Source organism: Promicromonospora vindobonensis (genome assembly GCF_042685865.1).
In the GTDB taxonomy this organism is placed as follows: Bacteria; Actinomycetota; Actinomycetes; order Actinomycetales; family Cellulomonadaceae; genus Promicromonospora; species Promicromonospora vindobonensis.
The window spans coordinates 2,161,542-2,181,482 of the sequence record NZ_JBHUOG010000001.1 but is presented as its reverse complement, the minus strand read 5'-3'; the positions used below and the strand labels follow the sequence as shown (position 1 = coordinate 2,181,482).

At 72.1% G+C, this 19,941-nt stretch carries 16 protein-coding genes; 10 read left to right on the top strand and 6 right to left on the bottom strand.

Annotation, left to right across the window (positions count from 1 at the left end):
* Positions 1-14 precede the first annotated feature (14 nt).
* Positions 15-1,103, top strand: coding sequence for a histidinol-phosphate transaminase (gene hisC, locus ACFS27_RS09915; protein ID WP_377182424.1), 1,089 nt, complete (start codon positions 15-17; stop codon positions 1,101-1,103).
* 101 nt (positions 1,104-1,204) lie between these two features.
* Here hisC and ACFS27_RS09910 read toward each other — a convergent pair whose 3' ends face one another.
* Positions 1,205-2,185 (bottom strand): acetylxylan esterase, encoded by a 981-nt coding sequence (locus ACFS27_RS09910; RefSeq protein ID WP_377182422.1) that lies wholly within the window; start codon positions 2,183-2,185, stop codon positions 1,205-1,207.
* A 303-nt stretch (positions 2,186-2,488) separates the two neighbouring features.
* Between ACFS27_RS09910 and pdhA the strand changes: the two genes are divergently transcribed.
* From pdhA to ACFS27_RS09895, 3 genes are all read left to right on the top strand, one after another.
* The gene (pdhA, locus tag ACFS27_RS09905; RefSeq protein WP_377182420.1) at positions 2,489-3,658 is read left to right on the top strand and encodes a pyruvate dehydrogenase (acetyl-transferring) E1 component subunit alpha; all 1,170 of its coding nucleotides are present in this window, start codon (positions 2,489-2,491) and stop codon (positions 3,656-3,658) included.
* 5 nt (positions 3,659-3,663) lie between these two features.
* Positions 3,664-4,698 (top strand): alpha-ketoacid dehydrogenase subunit beta, encoded by a 1,035-nt coding sequence (locus tag ACFS27_RS09900; RefSeq protein ID WP_377182418.1) that lies wholly within the window; start codon positions 3,664-3,666, stop codon positions 4,696-4,698.
* Positions 4,699-4,762: 64 nt separating this feature from the next.
* The gene (locus ACFS27_RS09895) at positions 4,763-6,280 is read left to right on the top strand and encodes a dihydrolipoamide acetyltransferase family protein (RefSeq protein ID WP_377182416.1); all 1,518 of its coding nucleotides are present in this window, start codon (positions 4,763-4,765) and stop codon (positions 6,278-6,280) included.
* Positions 6,281-6,467: 187 nt separating this feature from the next.
* On the opposite strand, the gene ACFS27_RS09890 is transcribed toward ACFS27_RS09895, so the two are convergent.
* The gene (locus ACFS27_RS09890) at positions 6,468-6,749 is read right to left on the bottom strand and encodes a WhiB family transcriptional regulator (protein ID WP_308292390.1); all 282 of its coding nucleotides are present in this window, start codon (positions 6,747-6,749) and stop codon (positions 6,468-6,470) included.
* A gap of 158 nt (positions 6,750-6,907) precedes the next feature.
* On the opposite strand from ACFS27_RS09890, the gene ACFS27_RS09885 reads away from it, so the two are divergent.
* Entirely contained in the window at positions 6,908-8,953 is a 2,046-nt protein-coding gene (locus ACFS27_RS09885) for a cytochrome c oxidase assembly protein (RefSeq protein WP_377182414.1), read from the top strand.
* A gap of 88 nt (positions 8,954-9,041) precedes the next feature.
* A complete protein-coding gene (locus ACFS27_RS09880; protein WP_377182412.1) occupies positions 9,042-11,219 on the top strand; it encodes a S9 family peptidase in 2,178 nt (725 codons plus the stop codon).
* An 83-nt stretch (positions 11,220-11,302) separates the two neighbouring features.
* Here ACFS27_RS09880 and ACFS27_RS09875 read toward each other — a convergent pair whose 3' ends face one another.
* Positions 11,303-11,647 carry a hypothetical protein gene (locus ACFS27_RS09875; protein ID WP_377182410.1) on the bottom strand — a complete coding sequence of 115 codons (345 nt, stop codon included), beginning with the start codon at positions 11,645-11,647 and terminating at the stop codon, positions 11,303-11,305.
* 273 nt (positions 11,648-11,920) lie between these two features.
* Positions 11,921-12,994, bottom strand: a complete 1,074-nt coding sequence (locus ACFS27_RS09870; RefSeq protein WP_377182408.1) for a hypothetical protein — start codon at positions 12,992-12,994, stop codon at positions 11,921-11,923.
* Positions 12,995-13,253: 259 nt separating this feature from the next.
* Between ACFS27_RS09870 and ACFS27_RS09865 the strand changes: the two genes are divergently transcribed.
* Positions 13,254-13,469 (top strand): hypothetical protein, encoded by a 216-nt coding sequence (locus ACFS27_RS09865; protein WP_377182406.1) that lies wholly within the window; start codon positions 13,254-13,256, stop codon positions 13,467-13,469.
* A gap of 10 nt (positions 13,470-13,479) precedes the next feature.
* Positions 13,480-15,447, top strand: coding sequence for an NHL domain-containing thioredoxin family protein (locus ACFS27_RS09860; protein WP_377182404.1), 1,968 nt, complete (start codon positions 13,480-13,482; stop codon positions 15,445-15,447).
* 90 nt (positions 15,448-15,537) lie between these two features.
* Here ACFS27_RS09860 and ACFS27_RS09855 read toward each other — a convergent pair whose 3' ends face one another.
* Both ACFS27_RS09855 and ACFS27_RS09850 read right to left on the bottom strand, forming a co-directional pair.
* Complete coding sequence (locus ACFS27_RS09855) at positions 15,538-16,182, bottom strand: HAD family hydrolase (RefSeq protein WP_377182402.1); 645 nt, start codon at positions 16,180-16,182, stop codon at positions 15,538-15,540.
* 138 nt (positions 16,183-16,320) lie between these two features.
* The gene (locus ACFS27_RS09850; RefSeq protein ID WP_377182400.1) at positions 16,321-16,881 is read right to left on the bottom strand and encodes a PTS sugar transporter subunit IIA; all 561 of its coding nucleotides are present in this window, start codon (positions 16,879-16,881) and stop codon (positions 16,321-16,323) included.
* 173 nt (positions 16,882-17,054) lie between these two features.
* On the opposite strand from ACFS27_RS09850, the gene ptsP reads away from it, so the two are divergent.
* A complete protein-coding gene (gene ptsP, locus ACFS27_RS09845; RefSeq protein ID WP_377182398.1) occupies positions 17,055-18,704 on the top strand; it encodes a phosphoenolpyruvate--protein phosphotransferase in 1,650 nt (549 codons plus the stop codon).
* A gap of 58 nt (positions 18,705-18,762) precedes the next feature.
* Positions 18,763-19,641 (top strand): sugar phosphate isomerase/epimerase family protein, encoded by an 879-nt coding sequence (locus ACFS27_RS09840; RefSeq protein ID WP_377182396.1) that lies wholly within the window; start codon positions 18,763-18,765, stop codon positions 19,639-19,641.
* Positions 19,642-19,941 lie beyond the last annotated feature (300 nt).

Genomic DNA, 19,941 nt, shown 5'->3' with positions numbered 1-19,941 from the left:
CCGTTCATCGTGGCATGCTGACCTCCGTGGAAGAAGCATTCGTACCGCTCCGCCCTGCCGTGTCGGCCCTGCCCGCCTACGTTCCCGGCGCGCGCGCCGGGTCGAGCGCCCCGGCGTGGAAGCTCTCGTCGAACGAGAACCCCTACGCGCCGCTGCCGTCGGTCCAGGCCGCGATCACGCGCGCCGCTGCCGAGGTCAACCGGTATCCCGAGCTCTACGCCGACGAGCTCGTCGGCCGGCTCGCCGCACACAGTGGTGTGGCAGCCGAGAACGTGGTGGTCGGCAACGGCTCGGTAGCGCTGCTGTCGCACGTCCTCAACGCCGTCGTCGACCACGGGGACGAGATCGTGTTCCCGTGGCGCTCGTTCGAGGCCTACCCCATCGCGGCAGCGGTGTCCGGCGGCAAGGCCGTGACCGTGCCGCTGGAGGAGGGCACCGGTCGGCTCGACCTGCCCGCGATGGCGGCGGCGATCACCCCGCGTACCCGCGTGGTGCTGGTCTGCACGCCCAACAACCCGACCGGCCCCGCCGTGCACGTGGCGGAGCTGGAGACGTTCCTGGCCGTGGTGCCGAAGGACGTGCTCGTCGTGCTGGACGAGGCGTACCTGGAGTTCGTGCGGGACCCGGAGGCGCCGAACGGCATCGACATGTTCACCCGCCACTCGAACGTGCTGCTGCTGCGCACCCTGTCCAAGGCGCACGGCCTGGCAGGGCTCCGCATCGGCTACTCGATCGCCGAGCCGCGCCTCACCGCGGGGATCCGCAGCGTGTCCACGCCGTTCGGCGTGTCGCTCGTCGCGCAGGCGGCAGCGCTGGCGACGCTGGAGCCGGAGGCGCAGAGCCAGCTGAAGGAGCGTGTCGAGGCGCTGGTCGACGAGCGCACCCGCGTCGTCGAGAGCTTGCGTGGCCAGGGCTGGGTGCTGCCGGAGACGCACGCGAACTTCGTGTGGTTCGACCTGGGCGAGCGGACCATGGAGCGTGCCGCCCAGGCGAAGGACGCGGGTGTCCTGGTGCGTCCGTTCGCCGGTCACGGGATCCGCGTGAGCATCGGCGACCCGGAGGCGAACGACGCGTTCTTGGATGTCGCCGCGAACTGGCGCTGAGCAGCCCAGCCCGGGCTTCTCGGCTCGAGTGGTCGGCAGAATGTCACGTGATCGGCAGCCCCGGGCTACCGATCACCTGACGTTCTACCGAACATCCGCCCTTATGGGGCACAGGTTTTGATGTGGGCCCGGGTCGCGGCGGCGGCCCGGGCCGCGTCCTCCGCCTTGCCGGGGTACTCCGCGTGCCCGGCCGGAAGCACCGCCAGCTCCAGCGCACCGCCGGACGGCGCCGTCGCCACCGCGTTCGCCACGGCGAACTGCCCGGGCGGCGGCACTGCCGCGTCCCAGAGCGCGCACTCGCAGCGCACGGGTACGCGAAGGTATCCGGCGGCCGTCGACGTGTCGAAGTAGCGCAGCACGTCCCGGGCCTCCGGATGTTCCGCGACGTACCGCCGTACGGACTCCCCGCTGCCCGTGCACTCCAGACCGAGCCGCACGTCGTACTGCCCGAAGCTCGGCACCACGAAGGTCACGCCGACGAACCTGCGGTCCCACGGCACGGCCAGAGCCCCGATCCCGCCGAAGCTCTCGCCCACGTAGTACAGCGGCAGGTCGCCCGCCACCTCGACGAGGGCGTCCGCGGCGTGCCACAGGTCGACGGCGCAGCGGCCCAGCGAGTAGGTCTCCACCGAGCCGATGCCGTGCACCACGTGCTCGTCCGCCGTGTCCGGGGCACCGACGCCGGTGTTGAGCGCTCCGAGCCCGCGGGCGACGGGGAAGACGACGGCGGCGTCGTCGGGCACGCGGTCGAACACGGGAGCCTCCCGGCCGCCGTACCCATGGCTGTGCACGACTCCGACCCGGGGCGCGCCGTGGGACGGCAGGGCGAGCCAACCGCGCAGCCGCAGCCCGTCGGCACCCGTGTGCTCGAGCTCGTAGAGGTCGTGCGCCCCCTGCCGGCCGAGCGCCGTCAGCCGCGGCTCGGGCCGTACCGTGCGCGAGACCGCGAACCAGCCGCGCCACAGGTCGCAGAAGCCGGCGGGTGGACCGGCCGGCTCGATCGCCAGCAGTGCGTCTCGGTCGTACCCGTAGGTGCCGTCGATCGGCGCGTCGGGAAACCAGCTGTCGTACGGCGGGTACACCGGACCAGTATTGGCCGAGGAGGAGCCGAGACGCAGGCGCCGCGCGGCGAGCGCGGCGGGCCGAGCGCCGAGACTGCGTCGCGCGGCTTGGTGGAATCCGACAAACGGTCGCCCGAGAGATTGGGCGACATCGCGGCAGACCAACCTACGGACCCGTAGCCTACGCTTGCGTAGGCTACGACAGCGTAGGTTGCGGACCGGCCAAATTTCCGGCTGGACCCGTGCCAGGATGGAAAGGTCCCCGGAACGGGCCGGGCGTCTCCGCAACAGCGGGCGCTCGCGTCCGCAGTTGAAGGAGGAAGCGTGACAACGACCAACGGCTCCAACGAGGCGATCCCGACGTTGCAGCTACTCGATCCCCAAGGGAACCGCGTCACGACGCGCGGCACCAAGGGATACCGTGACCGAGCCGCTGCCCTGACCGCGGAAGACCTCCGTGGCATGTATCGCGACATGGTCCTGACCCGTCGTTTCGACGACGAGGCAACCTCGCTCCAACGGCAGGGCGAGCTCGCCCTGTTCGCACCTGCTCGTGGCCAGGAGGCCGCGCAGGTCGGCAGCGCCTACGCCCTGCGACCGCAGGACTACGTCTTCCCGTCGTACCGGGAGCACGGTGTCCTGCAGGTCCGTGGACTGGACCCTGTCGATCGGCTGCGGTTCTTCCGCGGTTCGGACCACGGTGGATGGAACCCGACCGAGAGCAACACCGCCGTCTACACCATCGTCATCGGCGCGCACACCCTGCACGCCACCGGCTACGCCATGGGCGTCCAGCGTGACGGCACCCCGCACGACAAGCACGACGGCACCGCCGTGATCACCTACTTCGGCGACGGCGCCACCTCGCAGGGCGACGTCAACGAGGCCATGGTCTACGCAGCGGTGAACGACGCACCCGTCGTGTTCTTCCTGCAGAACAACCAGTGGGCCATCTCCGAGCCGACCACCCGGCAGACGAAGACCCCCCTGTACAAGCGCGGCGAGGCCTTCGGCCTGCCCAGCCTGCGGGTCGACGGCAACGACGTGCTCGCCGTGTACGCCGCGACGCAGGAAGCGCTCGAACGGGCCCGTCTTGGCCAGGGCCCCAGCTTCATCGAGGCGTTCACCTACCGCATGGGCGCCCACACGACGTCGGACGACCCGACGCGGTACCGCACCTCCGACGAGGAGGAGTCGTGGCGCCGCCGCGACCCGATCGACCGCCTCGCCGCACTGCTGCGGGCCGAGGACGCGCTCGACGCGGACTTCGAGGCCGAGATCAAGGCAACGGGGGACGAGCTGGGCGTTGCGCTGCGCACCGGCGTCCGTGCCCTCGACGGCGGGTCGGCCGTCGCGAGCACGTTCGACGACGTGTACGCGACGCCCCACGGCACCGTCGCGGCCGAACGAGCCTGGTACGAGGCCTACGACGCCGGTGACCCACCGGCATCGCAGTATGCGATCGCGGACTCAGCGCAGGGAGGCGCACGATGACAACCATGGCGGAACGTACGCACACCACATCCAGCGACGCCCCCGACGCGGCGTCCGGCACCAAGACGCTCACGCTCGGCAAGGCGATCAACGAGGGCCTGCGCGCCGCGATGCGGCACGACGACAAGGTCATGCTCATGGGCGAGGACATCGGCCCGCTCGGCGGCGTCTTCCGCGTGACCGACGGTCTGCAGGCGGAGTTCGGCGAGCAGCGGGTGGTGGACACGCCGCTGGCGGAGTCCGGCATCATCGGCACCGCCATCGGCCTGGCCATGCGCGGGTACCGGCCGGTCTGCGAGATCCAGTTCGACGGGTTCATCTTCCCGGCGTTCAACCAGATCACCACCCAGTTGTCGAAGATCCACAACCGCACGCGCGGCGCGGTGCAGATGCCCGTCGTCATCCGCATCCCGTACGGCGGCGGCATCGGCGGGGTGGAGCACCACGGGGAGAGCCCGGAGGCGCTGTTCGCGCACACCGCCGGCCTGCGCGTGGTCTCGCCGAGCAACCCGCAGGACGCCTACACGATGATCCAGGAGGCCATCGCCTCCCCTGACCCGGTGCTGTACTTCGAGCCCAAGAGCCGCTACTGGGGCAAGGGTGCGGTCGACCTGGGCACGGCCATCGGCACGGACACCCTCAACGCGGCCCACGTGGTCCGCCAGGGCACCGACGTCACGCTCGTCGCGTACGGGCCGTCCGTCGCGACCGCCGTCAAGACCGCCGATGCGCTCGCGGAGGAGGGCCGTTCCGCCGAGGTGCTCGACCTGCGCGCGATCTCCCCGATCGACACCGCCGCCGTGGTGGCGAGCGTGCGCAAGACCGGGCGCTGCGTCGTGATCCACGAGGCGCCGGTGTTCTTCGGCGCGGGGGCTGAGATCGCGGCCCGGGTCACCGAGGAATGCTTCTACGCTCTCGAGGCGCCCGTGCTCCGCGTGGGCGGCTTCCACACCCCGTACCCGGTGGCGAAGCACGAGCACGAATACCTGCCGAGCGTGGACCGTGTGCTCGACGCCGTCGACCGTGCCTTCGCGCACTGAGCCGTGAGCGAGAGATGAACCAGCCACGGATGAGCTGTTTGAATGAGTCGAGAGTGAGCCGAGAGTGAGCTTGAAGAACCAGAGGTTCCCGCTCCCCGACGTCGGAGAGGGCCTCACCGAGGCCGAGATCGTCGAGTGGCAGGTCGCCGTCGGCGACACGGTCGAGGTCAACCAGACGATCGTCGAGATCGAGACGGCGAAGTCGCTCGTCGAGCTGCCGTCCCCGTGGAACGGGACGGTGTCCGCCCTGCTCGTCCAGGCAGGCACCACCGTCGACGTCGGCGCGCCGATCATCGAGATCGCGGTGTCGGACGGCGCCGGTGGTCCGGCCGGGTCGACCTCGAACGGCTCCGCCTCGGAGGCAGGTCCGGACACCGGCTCCGGTGCCCCCGCAGGCGAGGGCGCTCAGGACGAGAGCTCCGGGTCGGTCCTTGTCGGCTACGGCACGGCCGAGGCGAAGGCGAGCGGGCGGCGTCGGCGGCACCAGGCGGCTCCTGCCGCCGCGCCGGCTCCGGTCGCACCCGTGACCGAGCCGGCTCCGGTGGCCGGCCCTGCCGGGTCCGCTGGCGCCGGTGCGACGGCGGTGGCCACCAAGGCCCCCGCCGCACCGGTCCGGGCCCCCGCAAGCGTCCCGGGGGACGCCCCTGCGGCGGACACCGGCACCACCACGGCCGCGCGGGCTCGTGTCCTGGCGAAGCCGCCGGTCCGCAAGCTCGCCAAGGACCTGGGGGTGGACCTGGCGGGTGTGCACGCGTCGGGTCCTGGCGGCATCGTGACGCGCGAGGACGTGGTCGCCCACGCCGAGCGCTCGTCGGTGCGGACGCTGACGCACTACCCCGACGACGAGCCGTGGCTCGCCTCGGGCGTGGTCTCGTCGGACGGGCGGCAGACGCGCGTACCGGTGCGGTCGGTGCGCAAGCGCACGGCCGAGGCAGTGGTGGCCAGCGCGTTCACGGCCCCGCACGTGACCCTGTTCCACACGGTGGACGTCACCAAGACGATGCGCCTGGTCGCGATGCTCAAGGAGGATCGTGACTTCGCGGACGTGCGGGTGACGCCGCTGCTCATCGCGGCGAAGGCGGTGCTGCTCGCGGTGCGCCGGCACCCGCAGATCAACGCTGCGTGGGACGACGCGGCGCAGGAGATCGTCTACAAGCACTACGTGAACCTGGGGATCGCGGCGGCGACCCCGCGCGGTCTCGTGGTGCCGAACATCAAGGACGCGCACACGCTCGACCTGCTCGGTCTCGCCAAGGCGCTCGCCGGGCTGACGGCGACCGCGCGTGCAGGGCGTACCTCCGTCACGGACATGTCCGACGGCACGATCACGATCACCAACGTCGGCGTCTTCGGTATCGACACGGGCACGCCCATCCTCAACCCGGGGGAGACGGGGATCCTGGCCTTCGGTGCGATCCGCAAGCAGCCCTGGGTGCACAAGGGCAAGGTGAAGCCCCGGTGGGTCACCCAGCTCGGCTTCAGCGTCGACCACCGGCTGGCCGACGGCGAGCTCGGCTCCCGGTTCCTCGCGGATGTCGCGCGCGTGCTCGAGGAGCCGGCGCACGGCCTCGTCTGGGGCTGAGACTGAAGACGTCAGACCCCCAGGTCACCTCGGTGACCTGGGGGTCTGACTCGTCCTGCTACCGGGGCAGTGCGCTCGTCCGGATCCGTCTGGGAGATCCTCGGTGCGGAGAGCGCACTGCTCCGGCCCTCTCACGGCGGCTGGACTCGGCCGCCGTGCCTCGGGCAACGTCTCGTGGGCGCGCGGCTCATGCCACGCGCATGCCCCCGATCGACCGGGGCCGGCCGCGACGGCGCTTACGGCTCCGCACGGTGCCGTCCACGACGATCTCGCCGCCCCAGACACCCCACGGCTCGCGGCGCGCGAGAGCGCCGGCGAGGCACTGTGCCTTGAGCGGGCAGACGGCGCACGCGCGCTTGGCCTCCTCGAGGTCCGCGGGATGTTCCGCGAACCAGAGCTCGGGCTGGTCCGAGCACGGCACGGAGTCGTCGGTCTCGGTGATGATGTTCGCGAGGTCCACACTGGTCACAACGCAGAAGAGGGTCGAAGGGTTGGGTTTGGTTCATAATCGGGCCGAACTTTTCCTGAACTTCGTCGAAATGCCCGGTTCTGGGGTGCTCGTGGAGTGGTCAAACGGACACCAGCGGACGGTCAGTGCCGCAACGGAGCGCGCATAGGCTGGACCGCGTGACCCCGACCGACGCCCGGAACAGCACCAGCGGAACTGCGCGGACGAGCACGGCGAGCGGACCGACCAGCCCGTCGTGGCTCGCCGTCGCCCTGCCGACGGCCGGTCTCGTGGCGCTGGCAGCACTCTTCGCCGCCGGCACGTTCTCCGGTGCCTTCACCGCCTTCGCCAACTTCGCCGACCCTGGCGCCCTCGTGCGGTGGGGCATGCCCGTCGCGACGGTGCTCACGGAGCTGGCCGTCGCCGTGACGATCGGCTCCCTCGCGCTGGCGGCCTGCGTGCTGCCCCGAGGGCCGCTCGTCGACCGGGCCCTCGGGGTCGCCGGCGTCTCCGCGGGCGTCTGGACCCTCGCGGGGCTGGTGCAGCTCGTGCTGCGGTTCTCGTGGTCGACGTACCTGCCGCTGGACGCGCAAGGCTTCGGCCCCGCGCTGATGGAGTACATCTCGACGATCCCCGTCGGGCGCACCTACCTGGGGATGGTGATCCTCGCCGCCGTCACCGCTGCCGTCGCGCTTCTGGTCCGCGGCCCGGCCGGCGCGCTGTGCACCATCGCGCTGCCGCTGGCGGCCCTCGCCATGCAGTCCTCCACCGGCCACGCCGCCGGTGCCGCCAGCCACGACGTCGCGGTCTCCGCACTGTTCCTGCACCTGGGCGGTGCTGCCCTCTGGATCGGCGGGCTGGGCGCCATCGTGTTCGTCGGCCTGCGGCACGCCGCTACCGCCGACATCATCCGGCGCTACTCGGAGATCGCGCTCTGGTGCTTCGCCGCCGTTGCGGTCTCTGGCCTGGTCAGCGCGTGGGTCCGGATCGGTTCGCTGGACGGGCTGAGCACCGACTACGGGGTCCTCCTCGTGGTCAAGGTCGTGCTGCTGGTCGTCCTTGGCGGCCTCGGGTGGCTGCACCGCAGCACCGTCGTCGCCAGGCTTACCGTCGGGACCACCACGAGGAACGCGGCGATCGGCCTGTTCTGGCGGCTCGCCGCGGTGGAGATCGCGGTGATGGGCGCGGTGTCCGGCGTGGCGGTAGCGCTCGGCTCCACGGCACCGCCCGTGCCCGACGAAGCGATCGTCGACCCGACCCCTGCCGAGCTCGTCACCGGCCACCCCCTGCCGCCGGAGCCCACGGTGCTCCGCTGGCTCACCGAGTTCCAGTGGGACGTCCTCCTCGCGTTCGCGTGCGCGGCCGCTGTGCTCGTCTACGTGCGGTGGGCGCTGCGGCTGCGGCAGCGGGGGGACGGGTGGCCCGTCGGCCGCACCGTCTCCTGGTGCCTCGGCATGGTGGTGCTCTTCTGGGCCACCAACGGCGGCGCTGCCGCCTACGGGCACGTCCTGTTCAGCGCCCACATGGTGCAGCACATGGTCCTGGCGATGGTGGTGCCGCTGTTCCTCGTCCTGGCCGCCCCGGTGACCCTGCTGATGCGGGCCGTCCCGGCACGCAAGGACGGTTCGCGCGGTCCCCGCGAATGGGTGCTGGTCCTCGTGCACTCCACCGTCGGCCGGTTCATGGCGAACCCGGTGGTCGCCGCCGTCCTCTTCGCCGGCGGGATGATCGTCTTCTACTTCACGCCGCTGTTCTCGTTCGCCATGACCACCTACGTCGGGCACGTGTGGATGGTCGCCCACTTCACGCTCGTCGGGTACCTCTTCGCGAACGCCTTGATCGGGGTCGACCCGGGGCCTACCCGGCCCAGCTACCCGCTGCGGCTCGTGCTGCTGTTCGCGACCATGGCGTTCCACGCGTTCTTCGGTGTGACCCTCATGTCGGGTACCGCGCTGCTCCTGCCCGACTGGTTCGGCCTCATGGGCAGGGAGTGGGGTCCCAGCGCCATCGAGGACCAGCAGAAGGGCGGCGGCGTCGCGTGGGGCATCGGCGAGCTGCCGACGCTGCTGCTCGCCGTCGGCGTGGCGTTCTCCTGGGCGCGGTCCGACGCGCGCGAGGCCAAGCGGACCGACCGCAAGGCAGAACGGGACGGCGACGCCGAGCTCGAGGCGTACAACGAGATGCTGGCCAAGAAGGCCGCCGAGGTAACCCGCAACGACCCCTGACTCCGTGGGCGGGTCGCTGCGCCCAGAGCGGGCGTCGTAGCCGCAAAAATCGCGCCCACAACAAAGACGGGCGTGATAGACGTGTCCGGTGAGCGAATCCCCGCAGACCCCGTTCCACGACCTCGACCACTACGTCGCGATCCCGCGCCTCACCGGCCTCACGGCCAGCCAGGACGGCACTCGCCTCGTCGCAGGAGTCCAGACGCTCGATGACGAGCGCACCGGTTACCGCACAGCGCTGTGGGAGGTGGACCCGGCGGGCGAGGCCCCCGCCCGGCGACTCACCCGGTCGGCAAAGGGGGAGTCGTCCGCCGTCTTCACCCGCTCCGGCGACCTCCTGTTCACCTCTGCCCGGCCCGACCCGGACGGCTCAGCGACAGGCTCGCCGACCGAACCGACGTCCGCGCTGTGGCTCCTGCCCGCGCACGGCGGTGAGGCCCGTGTGATCGCTGCTCCGCCGGGCGGCGTCTCCGGCGCCCTGACCGCGCGCGACGCGGACACCGTGAGCCTCGCCTCCGCCGTCCTGCCCTCAGCGAAGGACCTGGCGCAGGACACCGAGCTGCGCAAGGCCCGCACGGACCACAAGGTCTCCGCGATCCTGCACACCGGCTACCCGGTCCGGCTCTGGGACCACGATCTCGGGCCCGACCAGACGCGACGCTTCGCGGGCGACCTGGCGACGCTCTCCGACGAGCCGGCATCGCCGCTGCCCAGCGCCGCGGACGTCGCGGGAGATGCGCCGGACGAGGAGACCCCCTCGTCGGCCAAGCACCTCGATCTGCGTGACCTCACGGGCGCCGGCCGGCACCTCGAGGAGCACGCGGCGGACCTGTCCGCCGACGGCACGACGCTCGTGACGACCTGGGCCGTGCCCGACCCGGGCGCCGCCATCCGCACCACTCTCGTCGTCGTCGACACGGCGACCGGCGACCGGCGGGTGCTCGTGGACGACCCCGACGCCGACGCCGGTGGTCCCCGCATCTCGCCCGACGGCGCCTGGGTCGCCTACGTGACCGAGTCGATCTCGTCCCCGGACGAGGCCCCGGTGATCCGGCTCGCCCTCGTGCCGACCGACGGCTCGGCGGAGCCAGTGGTCCTGGCCGACGACTGGGACCGCTGGCCCGGCCGCCCCGCCTGGCTCCCGGACGGTAGCGGTCTGCTGGCCCAGGCCGACGACGACGGCCGCGGCCCGGTCTTCCTGCTCACGTTCTCCGGCGCGCTGCCGGGTGGCTCCGTCGTCGTCGAGAAGGTGACCGCCGACGACGCGGTCTTCTCCGACCTCTCCGTCACACCCGACGGCGCCACGGTGTTCGCGCTGCGCACCTCCTACGCGGCCCCGGCGGAACCCGTGCGGATCGACCTCGCGGCGTTCCTCGCCTCCGGTGCGCCAGGGGAGCGGACGCCGCTCGCGGCGACCCTCCTGCGCTCGCCGGTGCCTGCCCCTGCGCTGCCGGGCACGCTCACCGAGCTCGAGACCACTACAGAGGACGGCGTGCGGGTGCGCGCCTGGCTGGCGCTGCCCGCCGACGCAGGCCCCGAGGCACAGGCACCGCTCCTGCTGTGGATCCACGGCGGCCCCCTGGGCTCCTGGAACGCCTGGAGCTGGCGCTGGAACCCGTGGCTGATGGTCGCCCAGGGATACGCGGTGCTGCTGCCGGACCCGGCGCTCTCGACCGGCTACGGCCAGGAGTTCGTCCAGCGAGGCTGGGGCGCCTGGGGCAACGCGCCGTTCACCGACCTCATGGCGATCACGGATGCCGCGGAGGCGCTGCCCGAGATCGACGCGTCCCGGACGGCGGCCATGGGCGGCTCGTTCGGCGGGTACATGGCCAACTGGGTGGCCGGCCACACCGACAGGTTCCGGGCGGTCGTCACGCACGCGAGCCTGTGGGCGCTGGACCAGTTCGGTCCCACCACCGACGCCAGCTTCTACTGGGCCCGCGAGATGACGCCGGAGATGGCGCTCGAGAACAGCCCGCACCTGTCCGTCGGCGAGATCCGTACCCCGATGCTCGTGATCCACGGCGACAAGGACTATCGCGTCCCGATCGGCGAAGGCCTGCGCCTGTGGTTCGAGCTGCTGACCAAGTCCGGTCTGCCGGCGTCCGACGACGGAGAGACCGCGCACCGGTTCCTGTACTTCCCGGACGAGAACCACTGGATCCTCACGCCGCAGAACGCCAAGGTCTGGTACCAGGTGGTGTCGGCGTTCCTCGCGGAGCAGGTGCGCGGCGAGCTGCCGGAGCTGCCGACGACTCTCGGCTGAGCCGAGGCGGGACCGAGGCGACTCGGCCCCGTCGGGCATGCAGAGGCGGAGCGCCGGTCAGGCGCTCTGCCTCGATGCTGCTCTCAACCAGCCCGGACCGCGCCGAGGACGCGGACACGCACGGCCACGTCGTTGATCTCCTCGGGCACCTTGTCCACGAGACCGGGGTCTGTCACGTTGACCTGGAGCACCCAGCTTCCGCCGGGGCCTGTCACCTGCTCCACCGAGACTTCCTCGGCGAGCACCTCGACCGGCGAACCACCGGACGTGTCGGGCTCCGCATGCTTGCGCGCCGGGTACTCGCGCCGGGGCTGCCCGAGTGACGTCGTGAACTCAGGGGCGACGCCAACTCCGATCACACCGTCGAGCCCGGTCACTTTTTCCCGCAATGCGGCTTTTGCCGACCGAGCCTCGTCGAGTGTTGCCATCCCGATCACCTCCTGGTCATCCATTGTGTCCCCCGTGTCTACCCCCTTGCATGGGTTTCGGTACCGGGCGAACACCCGGTCGGAGGCCTCCAGGTGCCTTCGCAGGTCAGCGGGTTTGTGGGCCGCGACGCGCCGCGTGGACACGCCCGCGCCGCCGACCGCCGGGGACGACACGCCCGGCGTGGGAAACGCTGGTGCGCATACCGAACGCCGTGCGACGCGGGTACTTCTCCACTCGTTCTCATTCATTCTGCGCCCGGATGCGCGTGTGCGTCATCCGAACGGCCGCGGCTGATCCCCGGCCAGCTCGATCTCCAGGATGTCGAGCACGTGGTCGATCGGGTTGGCGTACGTGAGCCCCTTGCCGCTGTGTCCGCCGGACTCCGACCCGGCGAACAGGAGGCCGAGCGCCACACCGTCCTCCCGGTACACGAGCGCACCCGAGTCGCCGCCCCGCGAGAACGGTTCGTCGTCGAGGCTCTCGATCTCGATCTGGTCGTCGAAGCTGAGCGCGCCGAGGTCCTCGTAGCCCACGATGACGTCGTCCAGCTCGATGGCGGTCACCCGCCCGCGCGTGATCGACGTCGTGCGGCCCACCTTGCCGACCGTCTCGCCGCCGAGCGCGCGCGCCGTCTTCAGCACGCGTCCCACGGGGTACTCGAAGTCGACGGGGACCTGGTCGAGGCGTGCGATCGCGGCGTCCGTGTAGGCGGGCTCGACCGCGTCAAGGTTCACCACCTGCGTCAGCTCGCCGATCCGGTCGCCGGGTGCCAGGCCGCCGTCGGCGGGCCCTGGCTGCAGGACGACGTCGCCGGGCCGGGCCTCGGGCGAGCCGGCGAGCACGTGGTAGTTGGAGAGTGCGTACAGCCGGTGGTCTCTCGCGCCGTTGCTGGCGCCAGGGCTCGCGCGGGTGACGAACGCACCCAGGGTGCCCGCCGTCACCCCCACGTGGCCGATGGAGATGCCGGGCCGCAGCGGGCGGCGCCGGTCCGTGTCGCCGTCGGCCTGTGACGTCGGTGCGGGCGGGCGCGGGCCCAGCTCGCTCACGGGGCGGATCCTCCCGGTGCGCCGGACGTCGACGTCCGGGCCCACCTCGGCCGAGACCTTGCGCACTATCGAGCGGGCCCGCGGGATCCCGAGCCGGTAGCGGACGGCGATGCCGAAGCCGCCGTCGGACTGCGGCACGAGGCCGAGCGCGATCGTGGGAGCGCGCACGACGTCGGCAGCCTCCGACGTCGTCTGTGCCCCCAAGGACCGCGGTGTTGCCACGACTCCGTGCTTCTCGGCGAGCTCTCGGGCGAAGGCGGCGAGCTGCTCCTTCATCTTCCTGGCCTGGTCGCGGTCCATGCCCTGATCCTCTCCTCACCCACCAACACACACGGCACTCCCGGTGGCGACACGCCGGTCTGTCCCGGAAAGTCATCCCAAAGGCGGATATCGCCCCGCCAGGTTTGCGCGGTACGTTCCTCTGCTACACCCAACCATGGCCGGGTGAAAGCCAGGAAGACCTGGGATGTCACAAAACATCCTCGGCTGTCCTCCTGAATCGTTGGCGGCGCCCGTTCCGGGCGCCGGTGGACACGGAACGGCGAGAATGATCGGGACGATGGATGAGACGCGGAGCGTGCGGGTAACCCGCGCCGACGTGCGCGAGGCCCTCATGTGGGCACTCGAGCGGGATCGCGCAGCTCTGCTCGCACACCGGGCAGCCGTGCACTCCAACAAGAGCGACCTGACGCGCCGGCGGGCCGACAAGGCCCTGGTCGAGCAGTGGCGTGCCCGCAAGCCGGACGCCGGGCAGGGCAGCGCACCCGGGGAGTGACAATGGGCCGGTGAGCACCACCGCCCAGAACCTCCCACGGGTCCGCGCGTCCGAGCTGATCGGGCGCGGCTGGCTGAACACCGGCGGCCGCAGCGTCACGCTCGCCGAGCTGCGCGGCAAGGTCGTCGTCCTGGATTTTTGGACCTTCTGCTGCATCAACTGCCTGCACGTCCTCGACGAGCTGCGTGAGCTCGAGGAGCAGCACCGCGACGAGCTCGTGATCGTGGGCGTGCACTCGCCCAAGTTCGAGCACGAGGCGGACGCCGCCGCGCTCGCCGCCGCCGTCGAGCGGTACGAGGTGCGGCACCCCGTCCTGGACGACCCCGAGCTGGTCACCTGGGGCGCCTACACCGCACGGGCCTGGCCAACGCTCGTGGTCATCGACCCCGAGGGGTACATCGTGGCCCAGATGGCGGGCGAGGGGCACGGCTCGGCGCTCGCGGTGCTCGTGGGCGAGCTCATCGCCGAGCACGCGGCGAAGGGCACCCTGCACCGAGGCTCCGGTCCGTACGTGCCTCCGGTCCCGGCGTCCGGCACGCTGCGGTTCCCCGCCAAGGCCCTCGCCCTGCCGAACGGCAACCTCCTGGTCGCCGACGCCGGGCACCACTCCGTCGCAGAGCTCGCGCCCGACGGCGAGACGCTCGTGCGGCGGATCGGCTCGGGGGAGCGTGGACTGGTCGACGGCGGGCCGGGCGAGGCGCGGTTCAGCGAGCCGAACGGGCTGTGCCCGGTCCCTGACGAGCTGCGCGACCGTCTCGGTTTCGACGTGGTGGTCGCCGACACCGTCAACCACGCCCTGCGCGGCGTGCGCCTCGCCGACGGTGCGGTCACGACCGTGGCCGGAACCGGTGCGCAGTTCATGGTCGGCGGGCAGGAGAACGTGGGCGGGCGTGCCGGCGAGCCGCTGGCACCTTACGAGCCCGGTACCACCGTTTCCCCGCTCGACCTGCGGCTGAGCTCCCCGTGGGACGTCGCCTGGTCGCCGGTAAGGAGCGCGTTCGTCGTCGCCATGGCAGGCAACCACACCCTGTGGGAGGTCGACCTGCTGCAGGGTTCGGCCGGCCTGCTCGCAGGAACGATGAACGAGGGCCTGGAGGACGGCCCCGGCGAGAGCGCCTGGTTCGCCCAGACCTCCGGCATCGTGCCGTCGGTCGACGCCGCGGGCCGGCCGGACGGACACCTGTGGATCGCGGACTCCGAGACCTCGTCCCTGCGTCGCGTCGAGCTGTCCGACGGTGACGGCTCGCCCGCGGCGACCGTGCGCACGGCGGTGGGCCAAGGGCTGTTCGACTTCGGGCACCGCGACGGCGCCGCCGACCAGGCGCTGCTGCAGCACCCGCTGGGTGTGGCCACCCTGCCCGACGGCTCCGTCGTCGTCGCCGACACGTACAACGGCGCGGTGCGCCGGTACGACCCGGCCTCCGGCGAGGTCACGACGCTGGCGAAGGACCTGGCCGAGCCGTCGGACGTGCTCGTCGAGGTCACGGACTCCGCTGTGCACCTCCTCGTCGTGGAGTCGGCGGCCCACCGGCTCATCAGGGTCGCGCTCCCTGCGGGTCTCGCGGGCGAGGTGCTCGACGGCGGTGCGCACCGGGTCGCCCGGCCCGCCACCGACGTCGGCGGCGGGGCGCTCCGGCTGGAGGTGCCGTTCGTGCCCGCGCCGGGGCAGAAGCTCGACGAGCGCTGGGGCCCGTCCACGTCACTCCAGGTCAGCGCGACCCCGCCCGAGCTGCTGCTGTCGGGGGCTGGGAACGGGACGGACCTGTTCCGCGACCTGGTGGTGAACCCCGACGTGCCGGAGGGGGTGCTGCACGTGACCGCGAAGGCGGCGTCGTGCGACGAGGTGCCCCTGCTGTCGAACGGCGAGCCGGACCCCGACGTGTTCCCCGCGTGCCACCTGGCGCAGCAGGACTGGGGCGTTCCGGTCCGTGTGGTGCCGGCCGGCGACAGCGAGCTGACGCTCCCGCTCCGGGGCTGACCCCGTAGCGGCTTCAGCCTGCAGCGCGGGTCAGACCCTCCGGTCAGCCGAGCGGCCGGAGAGCCTGGCCCGTCGTGAGCCCCTGACGGCTCAGCCGGCAAGGATCTCGGGCAGCTCGGACAGCGAGTCGATGACCGTCGCGCGTGCCGCGTCGGGGCGAAGCGCGTGGAGGTAGCCCCACGGGCCGCGGCGGAGGAGGACCGCTCGCATGCCGGCGTCTGCCGCGGGGAGGACGTCGTTGTCGAGCCGGTCGCCGACGTAGGCGATCTCCTCCGGTGCGGCTCCTGACAGCTCGGCGACGCGGACGAATAACCCGGGCTCCGGCTTCTGGACGCCCCACTCGTCCGAGGTACGGATCGCGCTCACCGGCAGGTTCATGGCCTCCAGTGCCGCGCGCGCCTCAGGTGGCTGGTTCCCGGCGATGACGACGTCGAAGCCCGCCTCCCGGAGCGCCGCGAGGGCGGGCCGGACATCGGGGTAGAGGTCGTCGGCGTCGAACCCGTTGCGCAGGCCGTCCGGTTCGTCCTGCACCCAGCGGGCGATCTCTGCCTCGACGTCCAGACCAGGGCGCATCATCTCGAACGCGTCCTGGTGTGGCAGGTCGAGCGCGGCACAGCCGCCGAGCACACCGAGGAACGTGAGCGGAGGGACCCCGAGCCGCTCGGCCCAGCGGAGCCAGATCCGGGACTCGTCGATGAGCGTCTCTCCGACGTCGAACACCACGGTGCGCACCATGGGCACGACCCTAGAACGTGAGCCGGGCCGCCATGGACCGGCTGGCCCGACCTCCTGGCCGACGACCCCAACACGGTGCGTGCGACACGCCGAGGATCGCGTGCCGCGTGTTGGGGCCGTCCCGGCCGGACCGGAGCTTCAGGCCAGAAGGAACAGCGGGTCGCCGGCCTGGACCAGGGCGCCAGGGCGGACCAGCTCCTCGAGGCCGAGCGGGCCGAGGTCAAGGGCGACGACCGGGACCAGGGGAGAACGACCGCCGTCGAACACCTCGGCAGGGGACCAGGCGATGAGCGCCTGGCCGGCCACGACGCTGTCGCCCTCGGCGGCGAGCAGGGTGAAGCCGACGCCCTTGAGCTGGACCGTGTCGATCCCGAGGTGCACCAGGACGCCTCGACCACCGACGGGATCGACGGTGCCGACGGGCCCGACGGGATCGGCCTCCGGTCCCTGGCGCCCGCCCGCCTCCGGCCCCGTCTGACCGGTCGGGCCGACGGGGGGCGCCAGCAGCACGAACGCGTGCGGGTGCAGCTTCACGACCACTCCGGCGCACGGTGCGACGACGCGTCTGCCCAGCTCGGGATCGGGGTCGATGGCCAGTCCGGGACCGACGATGCTCTCCGCGAAAACAGGATCGGGTACGTCGCGCATCGCTACCACCCGTCCGACGACGGGGGATCCGACGATCAGGGCCTCGGCCATGGGGTCATCCTGTCAGACGGCGGACTTCTCCGAGAGCAGACCCTCCGATGGCGGATCTTGACACGAGCGAGCCTCGGCAGGGGGTCACTTCCCCGGACCGAGCCTCGCTCGGCGCGGCGCTCGCGTGTAACGTTCCCAGCGCACTCGACGACGAGCCTTAGGGGAGCGTACGGATGACGAGCGAGAGGCTCACGGGGGTCCCGGCGAGCCCGGGGCGCGCGGTGGGAGTGGTGGTCCGGATGCCGGCCCGCGTGCCCGAGCCGAGGACGAGCCGGCTGTCGGGTTCGGCCGACGAGGCCGTTCGCGCTGTCGAGGAGGCCGCCGCCCGGGTGGAGGCGGACCTGGCGGAGCGTGCCGGTCGCGCGTCGGGCACGGCGGCCGACGTGCTCGCGGTCACCGCAGCCATGGCCGCCGACCCGACCCTCGCCGCCGGCGCGGCCCGCCGGGTCCGGGAGGACCGCCTCACCCCGGAACGCGCGGTGTGGGACGCGGCGGGGTCGGTGGCGACACAGCTGGAGGCGCTCGGCCCGCCCATGTCGGAGCGGGCCCGCGACGTGCGGGACGTCCGGGACCGCATCGTCGCGGCCCTCACGGGCGCTGCCCCGCCCGGCGTCCCCGATCCCGGCCATCCGTTCGTGCTGGTCGCGAGCGACCTCGCGCCCGCCGACACCGCGATGCTCGACCCGGCGGTGGTGACGGCGGTCGTCACGGCGCGCGGTGGTCCCACCTCGCACATGGCCATCCTGGCCCGCGCCCTCGGCATCCCGTCCGTCGTGGCGCTGCTGGGCGCGAGCGACCTGGCCGACGGCGAGGAGGTGGTCGTCGACGGCACGCTCGGTACCGTCCTGCGGACTCCGTCGCCTGCGGACGTGGAGGTTGCCCGGCACCGGATCGCCGCCGCCACCTTCGACGGCAGGGGCGTCACCCGCGACGGGTTCGAGGTGGAGCTCGTCGCGAACGTCGCGGATCCTGCCGCGGCCCAGGCGGCCGCGGCAGCGGGCGCGCGGGGCGTCGGTCTGTTCCGCACCGAGTTCTGCTTCCTCGGGAGGGGCGAGGAGCCCACCATCGAGGAGCAGGTAACCGCCTATCGGGCAGTCCTGTCCTACTTCCCGGGCCGGCGGGTGGTCGTCCGCACGCTCGACGCCGGCGCCGACAAGCCGCTGCGGTTCCTCACGCCCGAGCACGAGCCCAACCCTGCCCTCGGCGTGCGCGGACTGCGCACCGCGGTCGCGCACCCGGACGTGCTGGACCGCCAGCTGGACGCGATAGCGCAGGCCGCCGCCGCCGAGTCGGCCGAGGTCTGGGTGATGGCACCGATGGTCGCCACCGTGGACGAGGCCCGCGACTTCGCGGCCGCCTGTGCCGCGCACGGTCTGGCCCGGTCGGGCGTGATGATCGAGACGCCGGCCGCCGCCCTCCAGGCGCGGCACGTCCTCGCGGAGGTCTCGTTCGCCAGCCTCGGCACCAACGACCTCACCCAGTACACGATGGCGGCCGACCGTGACCTGGCCGGTGTCGCCGCCCTGTCGACCCCGTGGCAGCCCGCTGTGCTGGAGCTCGTCCGGGTGGCGTGTGAGGGCGGTGCGGTGCATGGTGCTCCCGTGGGCGTGTGTGGTGAGGCGGCGGCGGATCCGCTGCTCGCTCCCGTCCTGGTGGGGTTGGGCGTAACGTCACTGTCTATGACCCCCCGCGCGCTGGCCGACGTCGCGGGTACTTTGGCAGGCGTGTCCCGCGACGAGTGCGCGGAGCTGGCGCGGACGGTGCTCGAGTGCCCGACCGCGGAGGCGGCGCGCGACGTGGTACGGGGACGTCTGCTCGTATGAACCTCATCTGAACCCCCCGGTCACATCACAGTCACGTAGGCGCTTTAAGGTGGCCCGCATGCCCGAACCGATCTGGACCGAACCGCAGGAGCCGACCGCACCCGACGTGCAGGTCACGCTCTCGACGGCGTCGGTCTTCCCGCGCCGCGTGCCGCTGGCCTTCGAGTCGGCCGCCGAGCTCGGCTACGACGGCGTCGAGGTCATGATCTGGTCCGAGGAGGTCACTCAGAACCCCCGCTCCCTCGCCAAGCTGGCCGCCGACACGGGCATGCCGGTGCGCTCGGTGCATGCGCCGACGCTGCTGGTGAGCCAGCGGGTCTGGGGCCGGTCCCCGGTGGCAAAGCTCGAACGGACCGCTGACATGGCGCTGGAGCTCGGCGCGAGCACCGTGGTGGTGCACCCCCCGTTCCGCTGGCAGTACAAGTACGCGCGGCAGTTCCAGGACCAGGTGCGCGCGTTGAGCGAGACGGTGGGCATCACCATCGCCGTCGAGAACATGTACCCGTGGCGCGGCGGCAAGCGCGAGTTCCAGGCGTACCTGCCGGGCTGGGACCCCGCCGAGCACGACTACGACGCCGTCACCCTCGACCTGTCGCACGCGAGCGTGGCGCAGCAGGACGCCCTGACGCTGCTGCACACGTTCGGTGACCGTCTCCGGCACGTACACCTGGCGGACGGCAACCAGGGCGCTCGCGACGAGCACCTCGTGCCCGGCCGCGGCAGCATGCAGGCCGAGAAGGTGCTCCAGGAGCTGGTCGCGCGCCGCTGGAGCGGTGACGTCTGCGTGGAGATCTCGACCCGTGCGGCGCGCACGGCAGCGGAGCGGTATGACGACCTGGCGGCCTCGCTGCAGTTCGCACGGGCCTACCTGTCGCCGACGCCGCAGGAGTTCCACACCCCGCCCGGGGTGAACCACCGGGCCCACGACGCCTGGTGACGAGTTGTGTGAGCCTGCTCGAAAGGGTTCGATTCGGCGCCTCGACGTGGCTAGACTGGGTGCTTGTCGAGAACGTACGGCGCGGCGATCCGCCGCAGGGACCAAGGAGGTGGCGCGCATGACCCGCAGCGAGCCTCCGAGTAGTCCGAACCGCAGCTGAGCTGACGGTTCCCCGCCCGCGTGTCCGCGGGCTCTCGCGCACCGGTGCGCTCCGCCCGTTCGCCCGGGCGTGAGGTCCACCGGTCGTTCGGCCGTCCTCGTTGCGGTGTCTTCGCAGTCCTTTTCCTGCGCTCGACCCCA

Coding starts and splice junctions, on each gene's coding strand:
- hisC (WP_377182424.1), top strand. CDS start 15: ATGCTGACCTCCGTGGAAGAAGCATTCGTACCGCTCCGCCCTGCCGTG.
- ACFS27_RS09900 (WP_377182418.1), top strand. CDS start 3,664: ATGGCGGAACGTACGCACACCACATCCAGCGACGCCCCCGACGCGGCG.
- ACFS27_RS09875 (WP_377182410.1), bottom strand. CDS start 11,647: ATGGCAACACTCGACGAGGCTCGGTCGGCAAAAGCCGCATTGCGGGAA.
- ACFS27_RS09870 (WP_377182408.1), bottom strand. CDS start 12,994: ATGGACCGCGACCAGGCCAGGAAGATGAAGGAGCAGCTCGCCGCCTTC.
- ACFS27_RS09865 (WP_377182406.1), top strand. CDS start 13,254: ATGGATGAGACGCGGAGCGTGCGGGTAACCCGCGCCGACGTGCGCGAG.
- ACFS27_RS09855 (WP_377182402.1), bottom strand. CDS start 16,182: ATGGTGCGCACCGTGGTGTTCGACGTCGGAGAGACGCTCATCGACGAG.
- ACFS27_RS09850 (WP_377182400.1), bottom strand. CDS start 16,881: ATGGCCGAGGCCCTGATCGTCGGATCCCCCGTCGTCGGACGGGTGGTA.
- ptsP (WP_377182398.1), top strand. CDS start 17,055: ATGACGAGCGAGAGGCTCACGGGGGTCCCGGCGAGCCCGGGGCGCGCG.
- ACFS27_RS09840 (WP_377182396.1), top strand. CDS start 18,763: ATGCCCGAACCGATCTGGACCGAACCGCAGGAGCCGACCGCACCCGAC.